This is a genomic window from Proteus sp. G4415 (assembly GCF_963896075.1).
GTDB lineage: Bacteria > Pseudomonadota > Gammaproteobacteria > Enterobacterales > Enterobacteriaceae > Proteus > Proteus mirabilis.
Genome location: NZ_CAWQOK010000161.1, coordinates 1 through 20,582 on the forward strand (window position 1 = coordinate 1; position 20,582 = coordinate 20,582).

Annotated in this window: 20 protein-coding genes; 2 read left to right on the top strand and 18 right to left on the bottom strand. The window is 40.1% G+C overall.

The features are described from left to right. Positions 1-328: 328 nt before the first annotated feature. The 14 genes from nlpD to cysJ form a co-directional block, all read right to left on the bottom strand. Positions 329-1,453: a murein hydrolase activator NlpD gene (gene nlpD, locus AACU95_RS17430; protein ID WP_004244344.1), complete on the bottom strand. Its 1,125-nt coding sequence runs from the start codon at positions 1,451-1,453 to the stop codon at positions 329-331. Positions 1,454-1,606: 153 nt separating this feature from the next. Then, positions 1,607-2,233 carry a protein-L-isoaspartate(D-aspartate) O-methyltransferase gene (locus AACU95_RS17435; protein ID WP_004244345.1) on the bottom strand — a complete coding sequence of 209 codons (627 nt, stop codon included), beginning with the start codon at positions 2,231-2,233 and terminating at the stop codon, positions 1,607-1,609. Next, on the bottom strand, positions 2,227-2,991 hold the full coding sequence (surE, locus tag AACU95_RS17440) for a 5'/3'-nucleotidase SurE (protein WP_004244347.1): 765 nt from the start codon (positions 2,989-2,991) through the stop codon (positions 2,227-2,229). The genes AACU95_RS17435 and surE overlap by 7 nt, the downstream gene beginning before the upstream one ends. After that, entirely contained in the window at positions 2,969-4,021 is a 1,053-nt protein-coding gene (gene truD / locus AACU95_RS17445) for a tRNA pseudouridine(13) synthase TruD (RefSeq protein ID WP_004248688.1), read from the bottom strand. The genes surE and truD overlap by 23 nt, the downstream gene beginning before the upstream one ends. Next, complete coding sequence (gene ispF, locus AACU95_RS17450) at positions 4,021-4,503, bottom strand: 2-C-methyl-D-erythritol 2,4-cyclodiphosphate synthase (protein WP_004248690.1); 483 nt, start codon at positions 4,501-4,503, stop codon at positions 4,021-4,023. Before ispF ends, truD begins: the two co-directional genes overlap by 1 nt. Before the next feature lies 1 nt (position 4,504). Then, entirely contained in the window at positions 4,505-5,251 is a 747-nt protein-coding gene (gene ispD / locus AACU95_RS17455) for a 2-C-methyl-D-erythritol 4-phosphate cytidylyltransferase (RefSeq protein ID WP_004244352.1), read from the bottom strand. A gap of 39 nt (positions 5,252-5,290) precedes the next feature. Next, the gene (gene ftsB / locus AACU95_RS17460; RefSeq protein ID WP_026090399.1) at positions 5,291-5,581 is read right to left on the bottom strand and encodes a cell division protein FtsB; all 291 of its coding nucleotides are present in this window, start codon (positions 5,579-5,581) and stop codon (positions 5,291-5,293) included. A 291-nt stretch (positions 5,582-5,872) separates the two neighbouring features. Then, positions 5,873-6,487, bottom strand: coding sequence for an adenylyl-sulfate kinase (cysC, locus tag AACU95_RS17465; protein WP_036970346.1), 615 nt, complete (start codon positions 6,485-6,487; stop codon positions 5,873-5,875). Beyond that, a complete protein-coding gene (cysN, locus tag AACU95_RS17470) occupies positions 6,487-7,944 on the bottom strand; it encodes a sulfate adenylyltransferase subunit CysN (RefSeq protein ID WP_036895543.1) in 1,458 nt (485 codons plus the stop codon). Before cysN ends, cysC begins: the two co-directional genes overlap by 1 nt. 11 nt (positions 7,945-7,955) lie before the next feature. Continuing rightward, positions 7,956-8,864: a sulfate adenylyltransferase subunit CysD gene (gene cysD, locus AACU95_RS17475; protein WP_004244356.1), complete on the bottom strand. Its 909-nt coding sequence runs from the start codon at positions 8,862-8,864 to the stop codon at positions 7,956-7,958. Positions 8,865-8,875: 11 nt separating this feature from the next. Further along, on the bottom strand, positions 8,876-10,297 hold the full coding sequence (gene cysG, locus AACU95_RS17480; RefSeq protein ID WP_017627873.1) for a siroheme synthase CysG: 1,422 nt from the start codon (positions 10,295-10,297) through the stop codon (positions 8,876-8,878). A gap of 220 nt (positions 10,298-10,517) precedes the next feature. Beyond that, the gene (locus AACU95_RS17485) at positions 10,518-11,249 is read right to left on the bottom strand and encodes a phosphoadenylyl-sulfate reductase (protein ID WP_012368298.1); all 732 of its coding nucleotides are present in this window, start codon (positions 11,247-11,249) and stop codon (positions 10,518-10,520) included. Beyond that, positions 11,246-12,976: an assimilatory sulfite reductase (NADPH) hemoprotein subunit gene (gene cysI, locus AACU95_RS17490; protein ID WP_004248698.1), complete on the bottom strand. Its 1,731-nt coding sequence runs from the start codon at positions 12,974-12,976 to the stop codon at positions 11,246-11,248. Before cysI ends, AACU95_RS17485 begins: the two co-directional genes overlap by 4 nt. A 1-nt stretch (position 12,977) precedes the next feature. Beyond that, the gene (gene cysJ, locus AACU95_RS17495; protein WP_017627871.1) at positions 12,978-14,792 is read right to left on the bottom strand and encodes an NADPH-dependent assimilatory sulfite reductase flavoprotein subunit; all 1,815 of its coding nucleotides are present in this window, start codon (positions 14,790-14,792) and stop codon (positions 12,978-12,980) included. 294 nt (positions 14,793-15,086) lie between these two features. Here cysJ and queD point away from each other — a divergent pair, with 294 nt between their 5' ends. Next, entirely contained in the window at positions 15,087-15,452 is a 366-nt protein-coding gene (gene queD / locus AACU95_RS17500) for a 6-carboxytetrahydropterin synthase QueD (protein ID WP_168713146.1), read from the top strand. A gap of 59 nt (positions 15,453-15,511) precedes the next feature. On the opposite strand, the gene queE is transcribed toward queD, so the two are convergent. After that, positions 15,512-16,183: a 7-carboxy-7-deazaguanine synthase QueE gene (gene queE, locus AACU95_RS17505; RefSeq protein WP_004250261.1), complete on the bottom strand. Its 672-nt coding sequence runs from the start codon at positions 16,181-16,183 to the stop codon at positions 15,512-15,514. Between the two features lie 168 nt (positions 16,184-16,351). Between queE and AACU95_RS17510 the strand changes: the two genes are divergently transcribed. Beyond that, on the top strand, positions 16,352-17,719 hold the full coding sequence (locus tag AACU95_RS17510) for an amino acid permease (RefSeq protein ID WP_004248701.1): 1,368 nt from the start codon (positions 16,352-16,354) through the stop codon (positions 17,717-17,719). Positions 17,720-17,796: 77 nt separating this feature from the next. Here the strand turns inward: AACU95_RS17510 and AACU95_RS17515 are convergent, their stop codons facing one another. The 3 genes from AACU95_RS17515 to AACU95_RS17525 are packed head-to-tail and all read right to left on the bottom strand — an operon-like array spanning position 17,797 to position 20,581. Next, positions 17,797-18,978, bottom strand: a complete 1,182-nt coding sequence (locus tag AACU95_RS17515; protein WP_004244365.1) for a methionine gamma-lyase — start codon at positions 18,976-18,978, stop codon at positions 17,797-17,799. 19 nt (positions 18,979-18,997) lie between these two features. Next, complete coding sequence (locus AACU95_RS17520; protein ID WP_004248702.1) at positions 18,998-19,396, bottom strand: hypothetical protein; 399 nt, start codon at positions 19,394-19,396, stop codon at positions 18,998-19,000. A 12-nt stretch (positions 19,397-19,408) separates the two neighbouring features. Further along, positions 19,409-20,581, bottom strand: a complete 1,173-nt coding sequence (locus AACU95_RS17525; protein ID WP_337247534.1) for an NAD(P)/FAD-dependent oxidoreductase — start codon at positions 20,579-20,581, stop codon at positions 19,409-19,411. Between the last annotated feature and the right edge of the window lies 1 nt (position 20,582).

Genomic DNA, 20,582 nt, shown 5'->3' on the forward strand with positions numbered 1-20,582 from the left:
AAAGATAAGACAAAAAACAAACCTATAATAAAAACAATAAGTTAATTCAATACACTATCTTTGAATACATTAGATTTTTATTCATACTTTTAACTAACGTTTTTTAGCATACTCATTCATTGTTCGATAATCAACAGTCTAATTTAATCTTATCTATAATTTGACAGAAATATCTCATTTTGCTTACGTTCTAACTAAGCAATCTTACTTAGTGAAAGAAATTTATTTTCAAGGTTTTAATTAATTTAATAACTAAAAAAGCCCTTTTGTTAATATTAACAAAAGGGCTTAATTTTCAGATTATTCACTAACAACGTTAAGCGTTTATTTATCTTTTAGGTAAATAGCTCATTGGGTTAAGTGATTTTTCTTTATAACGGATCTCAAAGTGTAATCGAACAGAACTAGTACCAGTACTTCCCATGGTCGCAATTTGCTGTCCTGCATTTACATTTTGCTGTTCACGTACCAAGATTGTATCGTTATGAGCATAAGCACTGAGATATTCATCATTATGTTTAATGATAACTAAATTACCATAACCTCGTAATGCGCTCCCTGCATAAACCACTTTACCTGCGGCTGTTGCCACAATGGGTGAGCCTCGTGTACCACTAATATCAATACCTTTATTACCACCAGGTGCATTTGAGTAGCTCTCAATAATTTTACCTTGTGCTGGCCATACCCATTTACCTGTTGCGGCTGCAGGTTTAGAGGTTGCCGTTGTGTTATTACTGGTTGTTGCCGAAGTTGTTGGTGTCGAAGTCGTTGTCTTTGGCGGTGTCGTTGTTGTTGGTTTCGTGATCAACGGCCCCATTGAGCTATTATTATTTGACGGCTTAGTTTGTGCCGTCTGAACGCCTTCACTACTTGGTTTATTAATTACTGAAGTATTTACATTGGTATTGGTACCGGTATTAACTTGACGGTTACCAATCTTAAGTACTTGTCCAACATTTAAGCTATATGGCTCTGGAATATTGTTCATTGAGGCCAAATCTTTTACATCACTATCCGTGATCCACGCAATATAAAACATTGTATCGCCACGTTTAACCGTATAAGTGTTACCGCTGTAATTCCCTTTAGGGATATTGTCATAATTACGGTTATACACAATGCGTCCGCTACCATCCGTATTGACATTTTGAGGGGTAACATTTTGCGTACGAGGCTGGCTTTGAGGCTGCGCGGTTGTGTTATTCACTCTAATAGAAGGAGGAGGCGTTGTTTGTAACGGGGTTGAACCTCTTTCAATAGGTGTTGCCACTCCTGCATTACTGTTAGTTGTAACAGGTGATGTAGAAACGGTACGATTTGACGAACTATCATTGACAGAGGTTATCGGTGCAGGACGATAAGGCGTGTCGGCACAGCCTGTTAATGCAAATCCGATTACCGAACACATGATTGCCCAGCGGACATGCTTAATTGGGCTTTCTGAATTCATACTTCCTTCTCCCTTTTAAAAGGCATTAGCGTCTAGCAATTTGTTGAGTAACACAAAGAGACTGCAATTTTTTGAAAATATTTCATTTATTAGTGCAGATTACGACAAGCTACAAAAAAGCAGTAATAAAAAATGGTCAGATTTATCTGGAAGTTATGCTAACTCACCCGCAATTAGGGGGACAAAGCGTACAGCCTCGATAGATTGATAGTGAAAATCATTACCTAAACGACGAATAAACTTAAGCATCTGCTGCTGTTCACCGACAGGAATGATCATCCTGCCACCATCAGCTAATTGCATCAAGAGTCGTTGCGGTACTTCTGTTGCACAGGCAGTAACAATAATAGCATTAAAGGGGCCTTTTGATACCCAACCTTCCCAACCATCGCCATGACGAGTCGATATATTATGTAAATCAAGGTGTTTAAAGCGTCGTTTTGCCTGCCACTGCAATATTTTTATCCGTTCAACTGAACTGACATGATGCACTAAGTTTGCTAATACTGCAGTTTGATAACCAGAGCCTGTGCCAATCTCTAACACAGAATCCGTTGCTTGTAATTCAAGCAGTGATGTCATTTTAGCAACAATATAAGGCTGTGAAATAGTTTGACCATTACCAATAGGTAAAGCCGTATTTTCATAAGCCTTATGGGAGAGCGCTTCATCAATAAATAGCTCTCGGGGTACTTTGCTCATAGCTTCCAACAGACGCTCATCATTGATGCCGTGTTGTTTTAACATTGTCAGTAAGTCTTTCATTGACCGACTTAACATGTTTTTTCGACCTCTGCTTTATTTAACCAATCTTTTAATAACTCAAGCGCTTTATACGCTGTTGAATCAACATGTAATGGTGTGATGGAAACATAACCTGCATCAACCGCTGCAAAATCTGTATCCGGCCCCACATCATTTTTTTCGCCAGGAGGCCCGATCCAATAAAGGGTATTTCCTTTTGGATCTGTTTGTGTATAAACATGTTGTGAAGCATGACGACTTCCACAACGTGTTATACGAAAACCTTTGATCTCCGCTAACGGAATATCAGGCACATTAATATTTAAAATATTCCCAGCTCTTAAAGGTACTCGTTGTAGCATAGCTAAAACATCACAAGTCACTTGGGCTGCGGTGTCAAAATGCGTTTCGCCATCAAGTGATACCGCAATCGCAGGTAAACCTAAGAACCGGCCCTCAGTAGCGGCAGCAACCGTACCTGAGTAAAGCACATCATCCCCTAAATTAGGACCATGATTAATGCCAGACACCACAATATCTGGACGCGGTCTGACGAGATGATTAACACCGAGATAGACACAATCCGTGGGTGTACCTTCAACTATCGCAATATCACCATTTTCATGTCGCTGTTTACGTAACGGTCTATCAATAGTTAATGAATTGGATGCTGCACTACGATTGCGATCCGGTGCGACAATTTGTACATCATAACGCTGGCGTAAGGCTTTTGCGAGTGTCTGTATCCCTTTTGCCATAACACCATCGTCATTACTCACTAATATTTTCAGCATCAATATTCCCTAATAATATCAATTCACGGACAACGCTAGTGGCAAAACTTCCTGCTGGCAAAAAGAACGATAAAGAAACCGTAGTATCATCTAGCCAATGCCATGACATATTTTCTGGTAGCAAATTAATCGCACGGCGAGTGGTATCAACTCGCTCTTGTTGCGCTAATGACCATAATGCTTCGTAGTCAGCTAAGTTGTCGGTTTCAAATATCAGTGCTTGAGCTTGTGTACCTAAGTCACCTTTACCCGGCAATGGAGCGGTAATATGTATATCATGCTCTTCATAGCGTGTTTGTGTTTGGGCAAGTTCCGCTTCTTCTGCCACAAACCAACTTCTTTTACCGTGCAATTGCATCGCATCACCACAAAGCACTTGAGTATAAATATGACGCTCAAGTCGTTGGCTCACCAGATGATTAAACATCGCACTACGTGCAGCAGAGAGATAAAAGCTACGTTTGCTACGCTCTTTTACCCGAATTTCATTGGTTGCCCAACGCCATGCTTGGCGTAAATTGTCGCCATTACGACCAAAGCGTTGCACACCAAAATAGTTAGGAACCCCTTGTTTTTGTATCTCTACTAGACGAGTTTCCACCGATGTCACATCGGAGATATCACGTAATACTAAGGTGAAATGGTTCCCTTTTAATGTACCAATTCGTAGCTTACGTTGCTGGCGGGTGGTTGTTAATATTTCGCAACCTTCTAACGTAAATTGACTAAAGTCGGGCATCTCTTTACCCGGCATACGTAAACAAAACCATTGTTCCGTAACCGCATTTCTGTCTTTGAGCCCAGCATAACTAGCATCTCGAGGATGAATACCGGCAAATTTAGCTAACTTTTCAGCCACAAAAGCCGTATTACAACCTGTTTTTCTGACTCTAACCATCACGTGTTCGCCTTCACCATCTAAGGTAAAGCCGAGATCTTCGCTGACCTTAAAATCTTCTGGTGTCGATTTTAATCGCCCTGTCGCTGTCGGTTTGCCATGTAGCCAATGAAGTTCTGGTAAATCACTCATTAAGATAAAGACTCTTTGATTAATAACACCACCGCTTCACAAGCGATACCTTCTTTGCGTCCTACAAAACCTAATTTCTCAGTAGTGGTCGCTTTAACATTGATATCATCGACATGACAATGGAGATCTTCAGCAATATTGACACGCATTTGTGGAGTATGAGGTAGCATTTTAGGTGCCTGAGCAATAATAGTGACATCAAGATTACCAATACGGTAACCTTTAGCCATCACTCTTGAAAAAGCTTCGCGCAATAATACTCGGCTATCCGCACCTTTATAAGCCGGATCTGTATCAGGAAATAATGTACCAATATCGCCCATCGCAACAGCACCTAAAATGGCATCTGTCACCGCATGTAGTACCACATCACCATCTGAATGGGCTAGGAGACCTTGTTCATAAGGAATTCTCACACCACCAATAATAATTGGGCCTTCTCCGCCAAATTTATGTACATCATAACCGTGTCCAATTCTCATATTATGTGTTCCTTATGCTGGTAATTTGTCGAGAGAGGAAAAATTCTGCAAGAGCCAAGTCTTCTGGTTGTGTGACTTTTATATTATCCGCACGGCCTTTAACTAATAAGGGTTCATATCCACCAAATTCCATCGCAGATGCTTCATCAGTAATGGGTACGTTTTGTGCCAATGCGTTTTCAAGATTTTGTTTTAACAAGGCCGCTGGGAAAAATTGTGGCGTTAAAGCATGCCATAGCGTGTCTCTTGCCACTGTTTTTTCAATATGGTTATCTTGTTGATGACTACGTTTCATCGTATCACGCACAGGAGAGGCTAAGATCCCGCCACAAAATTGAGGATCAAGATGGTTATCATCAATGAGTTGAATAAGATTATCCAAATCACTAAAGGACAGGCAAGGTCTTGCCGCATCATGAACTAGCGCCCATGTATTTTGCGCAAGATGTTCTGTAATATAGCGAAGCCCTGATAATACCGAATCAGCACGTTGTCCCCCTCCTTTAACGACAATAATTCGTTTATCTTTAGCAAGGGCTAGGTGATAAAAATAGTCATCTTCTGGGTTAATTGCGACAATAATTTGCGAAATGCGTGGATGTTTTAATAGCGCATTAATAGTATGTTCAAGGATAGTCAATCTGCCAATTTTAAGGTATTGCTTCGGGCAGGTTGCTTGCATTCGACTACCTATGCCGGCAGCGGGAATAACCGCCACAATAGGAAAAGTAGAGTTTGGTATATTCATTATAGTATTTATATCAAGGCACACTATTAATTCAACAAATTAACGACGTGGTTGGGATTTATCATTAACAATACGATAAAAGCTTTCATTAGGCTTTATCATGCCAAGTTCACTACGAGCACGCTCATCTAATGCTTCTTGCCCGCCATTGAGGTCATCAATCTCCGCAAATAAGCGATCATTACGCGACTTTAATTGTGCGTTTTGCGCTAATGCAGATTCAACTTCTTGACTTACTTTGTTGTAATCATGAATACCATTTTTACCTAACCACAATGAATATTGTAGAAAACCAAGTAAGATCAGAAGTAAGACTGTTAATTTCCCCATTACCACCCCCAAAATGAATGGGCTAATCATCCCACAACTCTCCCATCTGCGCCACAAAAGCGCGCAGATATATTACATGAATATTCGTATTCCCCCCACCCTTAACATAAACAATCACGCTATTTTTCAGATAAAGTATAAGTTATATGCTTAAAAGCGCGTTTTTATCTACTGGAGTGGTGAGTAAAGAAGTGGTATTTACACTGTATTTGCCGCCAAATCAGTTTATTAAAAAACCCCTTCTATCCCTACATATTTTCCCAGATAAGAGAAAATGATGTAGAGATATGATTAGCGGTAAATTTGTTGTTGCTGTAAATAAGCGAGGATTTGTTGTGTAAGCTCATTAATCGCGAGTGAGCCGTCTAAATGAATTTCTGGCGCAATGGGTCGTTCATAAGGTGAATCAATGCCGGAAAACTGTTTGATCTCTCCTCGTCGTGCTTTTTGATAGAGGCCTTTAGGATCACGTGCTTCACAAAGGGCTAGAGGTGTATCAACAAAGATCTCAATAAATCGCCCTTGAGTAAACCTTTCTCTTACTTGTTGTCTATCTTGCTGATAAGGAGAAATAAATGCTGTTAAGACAATTAATCCGGCATCAACCATTAATTTAGCCACTTCCCCTACACGGCGAATATTTTCATGCCTATCTTGTTCACTAAACCCAAGATCATGGCATAAACCATGGCGTAGATTATCACCATCTAATAAATAGGTGCGGATAGGCGCATGGAGTGTCGAGTACTGATATAAGGTTTGCTCTAGCGCATCAGCCAGTGTTGATTTACCTGAGCCAGATAACCCAGTAAACCAAAGTACACATCCTTTGTGTACCTGTTGTGCTTCACGCTCTTTTAACCCTATTTGATGAGGATGCCAGACAATATTTTGATGTATCGTCACTATTTTCCTCCCAGTAAGTCTCTTGCGCCCCAATGCGGAAAATGGCGGCGGATCAACTGATTGAGTTCAATTTCAAATGCATCGTATTGGGAAGTTGTGGGTTGCTCGTTGTCGCGAATTTCTCGAATAAGACCAGCACCCACCGTGACATTGCTTAATCTATCAATAAAAATAAGCCCCCCTGTTTGTGCATTAAGTTGATAGTTATCCAGCACCAATGGCTCTTCAAATAATACTTCAACATGCCCAATGGCATTTAGCGCTAAACTTTCGGTCACTTGTTGAGTGAGCTTATCCACATCAACTTGATAGTGAATATTCTCTATTTTGGCACGACTTTTTTTGCCCGCTACTTTGATATCAAGGGTTTGCCCCTGTACTAACGGTTGTTCTGACATCCATACGATATCCACCAACGCATGATTGCTAACATTAGCAGTGGTATCGTTAGCATCAACAATAATGTCGCCACGACTAATATCGATTTCATCCGCTAGCACCAGTGTAATCGCTTGCCCCACTTGCGCCTGAGTCAGATCGCCATCAAAAGTCACAATACGTTTAATGGTTGAACGCTGTCCTGAGGGTAATACTTTGATTTGTTGTCCTTGATAAAGAGAGCCTGATGAAACTGTGCCACTGTAGCCTCTAAAATCTAAATCAGGACGATTCACATACTGTACAGGAAAACGCAATCTTTGAGATTTAGCCCCTAATTTAAATTTAACCGGCGCATCTTCAAGTAATGCCAACAGTGTTTTTCCTGTATACCAAGGCATATTTAATGAAGGAGATACCACATTATCCCCCTCCAGTGCAGAGATAGGCACAAATTCGATAGTGAGATCGCGCGGTAATTGTTGTGCAAAGTGCAGGTAATCTTGTTGGATCGACTCAAAGATCTCTTGTTGATAATCAAGTAGATCCATTTTATTAATCGCGACCACTAAGTGACGGATCCCAAGGAGTGTGCTAATAAAACTATGGCGGCGAGTTTGCTCTTGTACCCCTTTTCGAGCATCGATCAGCAGAATAGAAAGCGTACTCGTTGATGCTCCTGTCGCCATATTGCGGGTATATTGTGCATGTCCCGGCGTATCGGCAATAATAAATTTTCGTTTGGCTGTTGAAAAATAGCGATAAGCTACATCAATAGTGATCCCTTGCTCTCGTTCAGCCGCTAAACCGTCCACCAGCAAAGCGAGATCTAATTTTTCACCTTGAGTACCAATCTTTTTACTTTCGTTTTGTAAGGTGGAGAGCTGATCTTCGTAGATCTGCCGCGTATCATGAAGTAAGCGACCAATTAAGGTGCTTTTTCCGTCATCAACATTGCCACAGGTTAAAAAACGTAATAACCCTTTGTTCTGTTGTGTTTTTAAATAATTTTCTACACCACCTGATTGTGCTATTTCACCGGCGATCAGTTGGTTGGTTTTGATGGCTGCAAGTCCCATAGTGACTCCTATTAAAAATAACCCTGACGTTTTTTAAGTTCCATTGAAGCAGACTGATCACTGTCAATTAAACGCCCTTGTCGCTCACTACTGGTGGAAATTAACATCTCTTCAATAATGGCGGGTAATGTGTCTGCTTGTGAAGGAATAGCACCCGTTAATGGCCAGCAACCTAATGTTCTAAAGCGTACTTTTTGTTGTGTGATCACCTCTCCAGCTTTTAGGTCTATTCGATCATCGTCAACCATAATCAAGGTACCATCCCGCTCAATAACTGGACGGTGTTTAGCAAAATAGAGCGGCACAATATCGATGTTTTCTAAATAGATATATTGCCAAATATCTAGCTCCGTCCAATTTGATAATGGAAAAACGCGAATACTTTCCCCTTTATTAATTTGGCCGTTGTAGTTTTGCCATAATTCTGGACGTTGATTTTTCGGATCCCAACGATGAGATCTATCTCTAAATGAGTAAATACGCTCTTTAGCACGCGATTTTTCTTCATCACGACGCGCCCCACCAAATGCGGCATCAAAACCATATTTATCCAGAGCTTGCTTAAGACCTTCTGTTTTCATGATATCTGTATGCTTGGCGCTACCATGAATAAAGGGATTGATCCCCAATTGTGCCCCTTGGGGATTACGATAAACTTTGAGATCAAAACCATACTCTTTGGCCGTTTTATCGCGAAACTCATACATCTCGCGAAATTTCCAACCCGTATCAACATGTAAAAGAGGAAAAGGTAATTTCGCCGGATAAAAAGCCTTACGCGCTAGATGTAACATCACCGAAGAATCTTTGCCTATTGAGTAAAGCATGACGGGATTTTCAAATTCAGCGACAACTTCACGCAGTATATAAATGCTTTCTGCTTCTAATTGCTGAAGATGGGTTAATTGTGTTTCATTCATAACAACCTCGTTTAGGCAAAATGAACCAAAGATGAGTGGATGGCAGAGGTATGTTGAGTTTGTCTATCACCAAACCACGCAAGTTGGTGATGTAATGCAGCAACTTCTCCAACGATTAATAATGCCGGGGTGGGAGCTTGCTTAGCTAATTGCGCTAATTGTGTTAAATTTCCCGTTAAGATCTGTTGATCATGGCGTGTAGCGCAACTAATGACCGCAATAGGGGTGAGTGGTGAACGACCTTGCTCTATTAAACGCTGGCTAATAAGTTCTGCTTTCGTCGTTCCCATATAAATTGCTAACGTATGATTAGCTTGCGCTAAAGCTTGCCAATCTGGCTCTATCCCCCCTGATTGGCAATGCCCAGTCATAAAAGTGACACTTTGCGCATAGTTACGATGAGTTAATGGAATACCCGCATAAGCACTGGCCCCACTAGCTGCGGTAACACCGGGAACAACTTGAAAAGGAATGCCATGTTGTACCGCAATTTCAAGCTCTTCTCCTCCGCGTCCAAAAATAAAAGGATCGCCCCCTTTTAGTCTGACAACTCGTTTACCAAGCTGAGTATATTTCACGATCAATTGATTGATTTCTTCTTGCAACGTACTGTGTTGCCCCGCTCTTTTACCCACACAAATTCTATCAGCATCACGGCGCACCAGTTCTAAGATGTCTGCACTGACTAAACTGTCATAAAGTACCACCTCGGCCTGCTGAATAACTTGCAAACCTCGTAAGGTTAATAATCCGGCATCACCCGGCCCAGCCCCCACTAAAGCAAGCTCACCTTGTGGGCTATCTGGATGAGACAGTTGTTGTTCAAGCTGTGCTTGCGCTTGTATTAATTGACCACTTGCCACTAATGAGGCAAATTTGCCACTAAACGCTTGCTCCCAAAAGCGGCAACGTGCTTGAAAACCAGTCAGTTTTTGTTTCACTTTATTGCGCCATTTCCCCGCAATAGTCGCCATAGTCCCTAATGAGGTAGGCAATAATGCCTCTAGCTTTTCCCGTATCATACGAACTAAAACAGGGGCTTTGCCCGCTGATGAAATAGCAATTAATATCGGATTTCTATCGATAATGGCAGGAAAGATAAAAGAGCATTGGGGTTGAGAGTCGACGACATTGACAAAAATGTGGCGTGCTTGCACATCTAGATACACTTGTTGATTTAATACCTTATCGTCTGTTGCCACGATCACCAACATCATGCCAAGTAAATACTCTGACTGATATTGCCCTGCAATCCACTCAATTTGATTTTGCTGATAAGCAAGATGCAATTCATCACATAACTGTGGCGCGATAACACGTAACCGAGCGCCCGCTTTTAATAACAGTACGGCTTTACGCGCAGCGACATGCCCACCGCCAACCAGTAATACTGGGCGCTGTTTTAATTCCACAAATAAGGGTAGGTAATCCATACGCGTATCTCACATTTTTATTGTTTACTTATATGAATAACGACTATAAAAGGTGCATTCGGGGTTATGAAATGACAAAAAGCTATGTGATGGAACAGAAAGGAATAAGCAAAAATATAATAATTTCAAATGGTTATTATTTTACTCACGACAAAGAGGGCAACAGATGACTCTATTGCCCACTCAAAATAAATAGCGATATTAATAATGAATAATAATATTATTCGTGTAATCCACACTCACGTTTTAAGCCAAAGAATCGCGTCTCTTCTTCACTCATTCCCTCTTGCCATTTGCGTGTCGTATGGGTATCACCCACAGACAGATAACCTTGTTCCCATAATGGATGGTAAGGTAAATTATGCTGTTTAAGATATTGATAAATTTGTTTATTATCCCAATCGACTATCGGTAGTAACTTAAAAATACCTTTCGCTATGGATAAAACAGGTAAATGCTCTCGACTTTTGGATTGCTGGCGTCGTAGCCCTGCAAACCATGTCTTCGCCTGTAACTCCTTTAATGCCTTTTCCATTGGCGCAACTTTATTTATTTGGTTATAACGTTCGATACCTTCAATCCCTTGCAACCAAAGCTTGCCATAGCGTGCTTCTTGCCAAGATGAAGATATTTCAGCGCGATATACTTTTAAATTAAGTTGTAGTGAAGAGGTTAATTCATCAATAAATTGATATGTTTCGGGAAAGAGATAACCTGTGTCTGTCAAAATTACAGGTATATCGGGGTATTGTCTGGTAAGCAAATGCAAACAAACTGCCGCTTGAATACCAAAACTTGAGCTTAAAACAAACTGGTTAGGAAGATGTTCTAAAGCCCAAATCACCCGCTCTATCGCCGTTTTTTGCTCTAATTGTTGGTTGATTTCATCAAGCGCCAGTCGCTGCTCTTCAATCGATAGCAACACCAACTGAGAAAGTGATAATCGACTCATATCACCTCCTGCACTTCATAAAAATCAATGGCTGAATTAACAACGGGTTTGATAACATCAGTGCGAATAAGAAAATCACCAAAACCTTCATTTAATTCACGTGAAATAGCCCACTGACCAATTAAAGTATCAAGAATTTCAATGATTTCTTGTGATGAAATATTTTCACGATACATTCTAGGAATGCGAGTACCCATGCGGTTTCCTCCTAGATGTAAGTTATAGCGATCGGGGGCTTTACCCACCAATCCGACTTCCGCCAACATCGCACGACCACAACCGTTAGGACACCCTGTTACACGTACAACAATATGCTCATCACTGACTCCGTATTTAGCCATGATATTATCAAGGGTATCGGTAAATGCGGGAAGGAAACGCTCCGCTTCTGCCATGGCTAATGGGCAAGTTGGAAATGAAACACACGCCATGGCATGTTTACGCAGCGGTGTAACCTCATCATTAATTAAACCATATTGACGCGCTATCGCCTCAATCTGCTCTTTCTGTGCCTCTGGTACACCAGCAACAATCAAATTTTGATTAGCTGTTAAACGAAAGTCACCAAGATGCACTTTGGCAATTTCAGCAACCCCCGTTTTTAACGGCGCATTAGGTTTATCGATTAATCGACCACTTTCAATAAATAAGGTTAGATACCATTTGTTATCAACCCCTTTTAACCAACCAATTTGATCACCACGGTGAGTAAATTGATACGGTCGGATCATATCAAACATAACGCCTGAGCGACGTTCAACTTCCTGTTTAAATGTTTCAATACCAACACGCTCTAAGGTGTATTTGGTTTTGGCATTTTTACGTTCAGTACGATTGCCCCAATCTCGTTGCGTCGTCACAATCGCTTCAGCGACTGCTAATGTTTTATCAATAGGAATATAACCAAATTCACTAGCTAAACGCGGAAAGGTTTTTTTATCACCATGGGTCATCGCAAGGCCACCACCGACTAGCACATTAAAACCAACCAAATGCCCATTTTCTGCGATGGCAATAAAATTCATGTCATTGGCATGCAAGTCAACATCGTTATAAGGGGGGATCACCACCGATGTTTTAAATTTCCGAGGTAAATAGGTTTCACCTAAAATAGGCTCCTCATCCGTTGTCGCCACTTTCTCTTTATCTAACCAAATTTCTGCATAGGCATGGGTGCGTGGCAATAAATGCTCGGATAGTTTTTTGGCCCATTCATAAGCTTCTTGATGCAATGAAGATTGTTCAGGGTTTGAGGTACATAGCACATTTCGATTAACATCATTGGCGGTTGCAAGAGCATCAAGGCCTGTTGACGCTAGCATTTGGTGAGCCGGTTTAACATGACCTTTTAAAATGCCATGAAATTGAAAAGTTTGACGATTAGTAATACGAATACTGCCATAGAGCGTATTTTCACTAGCAAACTTATCGATACTTAGCCACTGCTTTGGTGTGATGACACCGCCCGGTAAACGACAACGTAACATCATGGCATGACGAGGCTCTAGTAGCTGTTGGGCACGCTCGGCACGAATATCTCTATCATCTTGTTGGTACATACCGTGAAAACGAATTAATAAAAAATTATCGCCCTCAAAACCACCGGTTAGACCATTTTGTAGATCATCACTAATAGTGCCTCGTAAGAAATTACTCTCTTTTTTCATACGTTCACTATCAGATAGTTTTCCTTCAACCACTAAGGGCGCTTGAGTTTGTGATTTCATTTTAATAAACATCCCTCTGATAACGACGTGCTAAACGTAGCTCACTTAAATAATCATCTGCTTGCTCAATATTTTTATTGCCATGGGTCATTACTATTTCTAACAATGTTTGTTCAACATCTTTAGCCATTCTTGATGCATCACCACAAACGTAGAGATAAGCACCTTGCTGTAACCATTGCCAAATTTCCTGACCTTGTTCCCGTAATTTATCTTGCACATAAATTTTATCGGCTTGATCACGCGACCATGCTAAATCAATACGTGTTAACAACCCGCTTTTGACATAACGTTGCCATTCCACTTGATAAAGGAAATCTTCTACAAAGTGAGGATTACCAAAAAAGAGCCAGTTTTTCCCCGTCGCACCTTCACTTTCACGTTGTTGCATAAACCCTCTAAAAGGCGCAATCCCCGTCCCCGGGCCAATCATAATCACAGGGACTTGATTATCTTCAGGTAAACGAAAATGATCATTACGTTCAATAAAAACGTTTACTGTATCGCCTTCTTGAAGTTGATCAGCTAAGAACCCTGAGGCACCTCCTGTATAAGCACGCTGATCGACGTTATAACGAACAACACCTAAGGTAAGATGAACTTCATCATCAACTTCTTGTTGTGATGAAGCGATGGAGTAAAGACGTGGAGTTAATGGGCGCAATATATCAATAAACTCTTGAGCATTAGGTTGCGCACTATATTGACGTACCATTTCATTAATTGGGTAGGTTTGCGCATATTGCTGAAGTTTGCTTTTATCAGCCACCAGCGATAATAACTCTTCGTGGCGGGATAATTGGGCATACGCTTTAATAATTGGTGCACTATTTTGAGTTAATTCAACATGATGCAATAATGCTTCTTTTAACGTTAATGTTTGTGATTTAACATTTACCTGCTCATCCCCCGTTAACCATAATAGGGTAATAAGCTCATCCACTTTTTCTTCCGAATTCTTAAACCATACTCCTAGTGCATCTCCGGGAAGATATTGCAATTCAGAGCCTGCTAGACTGATTTCAATATGACGGATATCTTTATCTGAATGTCGACCGGTGATCTTCTGATTAGTTAATAAAGTGGCACTAAAAGGTGCATCACGATGGTAGCGTGCGGTATCGACACTGTCGGTTGTTCCTGATTGTGTTTGTTGCAATACTTGAGTGTTTTGCTCAGGTACACGTATTTTTAAAATATCAGTCAGCTGAGTTATCCATTTATCAGCGTCAGCTTGATAATCAACATCTGCATCTAATCTTTCTAATAGACTGGTCGCGCCAAGTTGCGCCAGTTGATGATCAAAATCTTTACCTGCTTGGCAAAAATGTTCATAGCTACTATCGCCGAGACTCAGTACAGCATAAGCCGTTTGCTTCATTGGCGCGGCTTTTTTAGAGTGCAAATATTTATAAAATGCGATGGCTTCTTCAGGAGGTTCACCTTCCCCCTGTGTTGAGGTAATAATAATTAAGGTTGTCGTTTTGTGGATCTGCTTAAATTTATATTCACTCGCACTATAGAGCTCAACATTAAGTTGATTACCAACCAATTTATCGCGTAATTGTTCAGCTAAACGACGTGCATTGCCAGTTTGTGATGCTGATATCACGGTGATGGTTTCTTGTTGGGGAACCTGACTTTGTACACTTACCAGTTCATCTTTAGTGGATGAATGCTGATTGAATTGCCCCCAAAAATAGCCAGAAAGCCAAGCAAATTGGGCTGGAGTTAAGTCTTTCGTCACATCCTGTAATTTATTCAATTGCTCCTGTGTTAATGGAAGCATTGATAATAATGGGGGTTGATTGCTCATCGATCCTGCCTTAAAAAAACATTGCACTGCATCGGTGCTGTTATTGTGGTTGGACTTTTTTAATGAATAAGAGGGTATCGCACGATCAGAGCACGACTTAAAGACTGGTTTGCTCTATCTAATAACCTTAAAGACTAAATTTATTTACCGATTTCCTTTATCGATATAATGAATAAACGAAAAAGAATATAATAAGTCGCTAAGGTTAAGCGATTAGGCGTAACACACTAAATCAGATACACTAAATAGACACCGTTTTATCTGTATTTTTTTACTATTTAAGTCAAGAGAGTTTTGATGATAACCACCATCTTTAAAGATTTTCAGTTTGAAGCTGCGCACCACTTACCCCATGTTCCCAAAGGCCATAAATGTGGACGTTTACATGGGCATTCATTTTTAGTGAGATTAGAAATCACTGGTGAAGTAGATGCGCAGTCAGGTTGGCTAATTGATTTTGCTGATGTGAAAGCCGCATTTAAACCGACTCTTGATAGGCTCGACCACTATTATCTTAATGACATTGAAGGGTTAGAAAATCCAACCAGCGAAGTACTGGCAAAATGGATTTGGCAACAAGTTAAACCATCACTCCCCCTGTTATCCGCCGTGATGGTTAAAGAGACATGTACCGCAGGATGTATTTATCGTGGTGAGTAATTTTCACCTAAAAAAATCAGCCACTCATAGGCTGATTTTTTTTAACGATAAATGACACACTAGGCGATATTTAAATATTTATGTGTTTGCATTGAAAAACGCCAATTACGCTCAATACAGGTTTTAATACATAACGCTGTTGCACTCTCTTTACAACTGATTGGTTGTAAGGCAACGATTGCCATAGGTTGTTGAGTTCTTAATCGCAGTAAATCATCCAGTGCTTCGATATCTTTTTCACGAGCAACAGGGTGTTTAATTTCATTGGCACGATTAATCGCACTAGATAAAACATTCAATCCACCTCGCATACCGACTTTCGGCGAAAGTGTTACCCATGTTGCTTCACTACAGAGAATGTCATGCGTGCCACTGGTTTCTATTTGGCAATCAAAACCTGCTTTTTCTAAGCCTTCCGTCAACGGCCGTAAGTCATAAAGGCAAGGTTCACCTCCCGTTATCACCACATGCTTTGCGCTATAACGTTGTTGCCGGAAAAGTGATAAAATATCTTCGACAGTGGCTATACCCCAAGTATCACTTTCTTGTGTTTTAATGGGAATATCTCCAAGAGGGACTTTCTTGCTCTCTTCTTTTTCCCAAGTATGTTTGGTATCACACCAACTACATCCTACAGGGCATCCCTGTAATCGAACAAAAAGCGCAGGAACGCCAGTAAAAACACCTTCACCTTGCAAGGTTTGAAACACTTCATTAATGGGGTATTGCATAAGAAACTCTGATATCCAATGAATGCTGATGATTATTACAGATAACTGTCTCACCGTAAGAGGCTTTATGATAAGGTACATGCTTTGTTTTGGATAGCTAACGTGCGAAAAGACACTGAAAAAAAGAGAGCCGATTTTTCGGTTGGACAGAGATGGGAAACACTTTAGATGCAAAAAGAGAATAAACTTTCACGAGGACTATCAGGGCGGCATATTCGTTTCATGGCGCTAGGCTCTGCTATTGGGACAGGGCTTTTTTATGGTTCAGCCGCGGCGATTGAAAAAGCAGGCCCCGCTGTACTTCTTGCTTATCTTATTGGTGGTGCCGCAGTATTTATGGTTATGCGCGCATTAGGGGAAATGGCAGTCCATCATCCAGTGGCGGGTTCTTTTTCACAATATGCTAGCCATTATATGGGACCATTAGCCGGATTTTTAACTGGCTGGAACTACGTTTTTGAAATGCTTATCGTTTGTCTTGCCGACGTAACCGCATTTGGTTTTTATATGAAACTTTGGTTTCCCGATGTCGACCAATGGATATGGGTATTAGGCATAGTCTGTTTTATTGGTGCCTTAAATTTATGTCATGTGAAGATATTTGGTGAAATGGAATTTTGGCTCTCTATCGTTAAAGTGACTGCGATTATTGCCATGATTATCGGTGGTGTAGCCATAATGATCTACGGCTTTGGTCAGCAAACAGAACATCCAATTGGTATTTCTAACCTATGGGAGTTTGGTGGCTTTATGCCAAATGGTATAGAAGGCATTATTGCCTCACTCGCCATTGTGATGTTTGCCTTTGGTGGTATTGAGGTTATTGGTATTACCGCCAGTGAAGCTAAAGATCCAGAAAAAACGATCCCTAAAGCTATCAATGCGGTGCCATTTCGTATCTTACTATTCTATGTACTGACCATTTTTATTTTAATGTGCATCTTCCCATGGCAACAAATTGGCCATAACGGTAGTCCATTTGTACAAATTTTTTCCAATCTGGGTATCAATTCAGCCGCTAACATTCTTAATCTTGTGGTGATCACCGCCGCTATCTCTGCGATAAACAGTGATATTTTCGGTGCTGGTCGCATGATGTACGGCATGGCACAAGAAGGGCAAGCACCTAAATCCTTTATGAAACTGACGCGTAACGGTGTACCTTGGATGACCGTATTAGTGATGTCAGTAGTGCTATTATTAGGGGTTGTGCTTAACTATCTTATCCCAGAAAAAATCTTCGTACTTATTGCCTCTATCGCGACATTTGCCACTGTATGGGTCTGGTTAATGATCTTACTTTCTCAAGTGGCTATGCGTCGCCAAATGAGTGCTGAAGAGGCGAAAAAACTAAAATTCCCTGTACCATTTTGGCCAATAGCACCCGCCATTACCATTATTTTTATGGCATTTGTGATAGCAATTTTAGGCTACTTTGAATCAACCCGAATGGCATTAATCGTTGGGTTAGTATGGGTGGCTATTTTAACTGTTGGTTACTATATTGGTATCAAACCAAGAATAACGCAGAAATAATCTACTGTTATCAAGAAAAATAAAGGCTGTGAGTCATTCACAGCCTTTTCTTTATCCATTATCTGCGCTCAATATAATTAGGCTAGCGCTTGGGTTAAATCAGCAATTAAATCATCAACGTCTTCAAGACCGATTGATAAACGAATTAATCCATCACTAATACCATGGCGTTGACGCTCTTGTGCACTGTATGTCGCATGAGTCATAGTCGCAGGATGCTGAGCCAATGATTCACAATCACCTAAACTCACCGCTCGAGTAAAAAGCATTAAGCGATTAAGAAATTCTCTGCCAGCTTTTATTCCACCATTCAACTCCATACTTATCATGCCACCAGGTAACGCCATCTGCTTTTTGGCAAGTTCATATTGAGGAAAAGAGTTTAATCCGGGATATGAAATCGTTGCCACCTTAGGATGATTTTCAAGAAATTGCGCAATACGCTGCGCATTCTGGCAAATTTTTTCCATTCTAATGCTAAGCGTTTTTATCCCTCTTAAGACGAGTGCTGCATCATGAGGTGATAAACAAGCCCCCGTCATATCTTTTAAGCCCTCAACGCGAATTTTATCTGCTAATTGATAATTAGTGATAATTGCGCCCGCCATCACATCACCATGACCTGATAAATATTTAGTCATAGAATGTACGACAATATCAGCGCCTAAGGTTAGTGGCTTTTGTAAATAAGGTGAACAGTAAGTACTATCAACCATGACTAAAACATCATGTTGGTGCGCAATATTAGCGATCTTTTCAATATCACTAACCCGCATATTAGGATTAGCCGGTGTTTCAAAGAAGATAAGCTTTGTTCTATCTGTAATTGCTTCTGCTAATTTTTCAGGATCGGTTAAATCAACATGTTTGATAGTGATACCAAATTTAGCCAGCCCATGATTAAAGAAAGTAAAAGTACAACCATAAACGGTCATATCAGCAATGAGTTCATCTCCTGGCTGCAATAATGACCAACATGTTGAAGTGATAGCTCCCATACCGGAAGAAAAAACAACAGAAGCGTCTCCTTGCTCTAACTGAGCTAATCGTTTTTCTAATAAATCCAATGTAGGGTTAGATATACGAGTATAAAAATGCCCTTTTTCTTTCCCAGCAAAACAATCAGCACCATATTGAGCCGTGGGAAATGCAAAAGTGGACGTTTGAAAAACAGGAGGCACCAATGCCCCCTGATAATCTAACGGAGAGTAGCCATAATGTATTGCTTGAGTATTAAAACACTTATTACTTTGCGTCATTATATCTCCTTGACATTAATTAAACTTCTATTTTCTGATTATTTTCCCCAATAATTTGTAATGTCCTTAATACAATAGTTAATCCTTTTAAGGTGTCAGGATTTTTTAATAATGAAAAAGTCGCACCTAAGGTATATTTTTTATCCTGATAAAGAGATTCTTTTTTAGCCATATTAAAGGCCGTAGTTAATTCCCAAACCGGAATTAATGTTTCTTCAAAAGCAACCGCCAATTTTTCTACCGTTGCGTTATCCATAATATCGACGGTATCTGAGGCTAAGGATAATAAATCAACAATATTATCTAGGCGCTTTAATGCTAATAAAGGCCTTATTTTTTCTAGTAAATGTTCTAAATGAATTTTATCTTCATTAGATAACAACGGTTTTTCATTTGGGCTTAAATTATTTTCACTCATTATTTTATTCCCCTACAATAATCCTCTGACCGTTGCCCAATATAAGCCCCGGTTATAACCGTTACGTAACATGCCACCGAGTTTTGTTGGAGGTGTTGGAATAACATCATGTTTATAGTCATACTGTAATGGCATACCCGCTGATAATCCCATTTGGGCAACAGCTTGTACTCGACCATCATAAATTGCAGCCGGATAACCATAACGCAGTTCACCACAAATATTATTAGCTATAACACCCGCTTGGTTATGACAGCTACCACCGGCCTTACTAATAGGCAAATCAACCGTATCACCTAACACATAAACTTGATTTAACCCATATACCTGTAATGTTTCAGGGTCGGTCGGTAGCCAGCCTTCACCATTGTTATATTCACTTAATCCTGTATTACGAATGGCTTCTACCGCTGTTATAGGAGGTGTGCTCATTAAGATATCAAAAGGCTCTGCTTCTCCTTCTTTCGAATAGGCGATTTTCTTATCAGGATCAACATGACTTAATGTAAAACCACGCTTTGCTTTGATATCTCGTTCAGAAAAGACCGCAGGAAGTACTTCACAAACTTCTTGCTGCATAAAAAGACAATTTCTTAATAGTTGAGCTACGGTAGGATAGGTATAAACAATTTCTATATTACTTCTTACCCGTCGCTGACGTAAAAATTCATCCAGCATCAAGGTTGTTTCCATTGGTGCAATACCACATTGGTGAGGTACATTTGGCGTTTCAGGGAAAGTTACCGTGATAAATACACGCCCTTTTTCAATGGTAGCAATTTTATCTGCTAATTTTCGTGCAGCTTCATATTGATAAAAATGATTTCCAGCTTCAGCTAAACCTTCAATTCTATCAAGACGAGGAACACATCCTGTGGCTAATACCAGAAAATCATAGTGATATTTTTTCTTAGAACAACAATAAACTGTTTTATTATTAAAATCGAAACTTTCAGCTTTATCTATAACAAATTCAATTTCTGGTCTTAATAAACTTCTTTGTGATCGCATTAACTCTTCTTTTAAGAAAAGGTTAAATGCAATATACATAAATGCAGGTTTGTAATAATGGTATGGATTATCTGAAATAAGCGTAATTTTTATTTTTTTTGAAAATATTTCATCATTTAATTTTTTAGCTAAGATATTAGCGAGAATAGTACCCCCCGTACCACCGCCAATAATA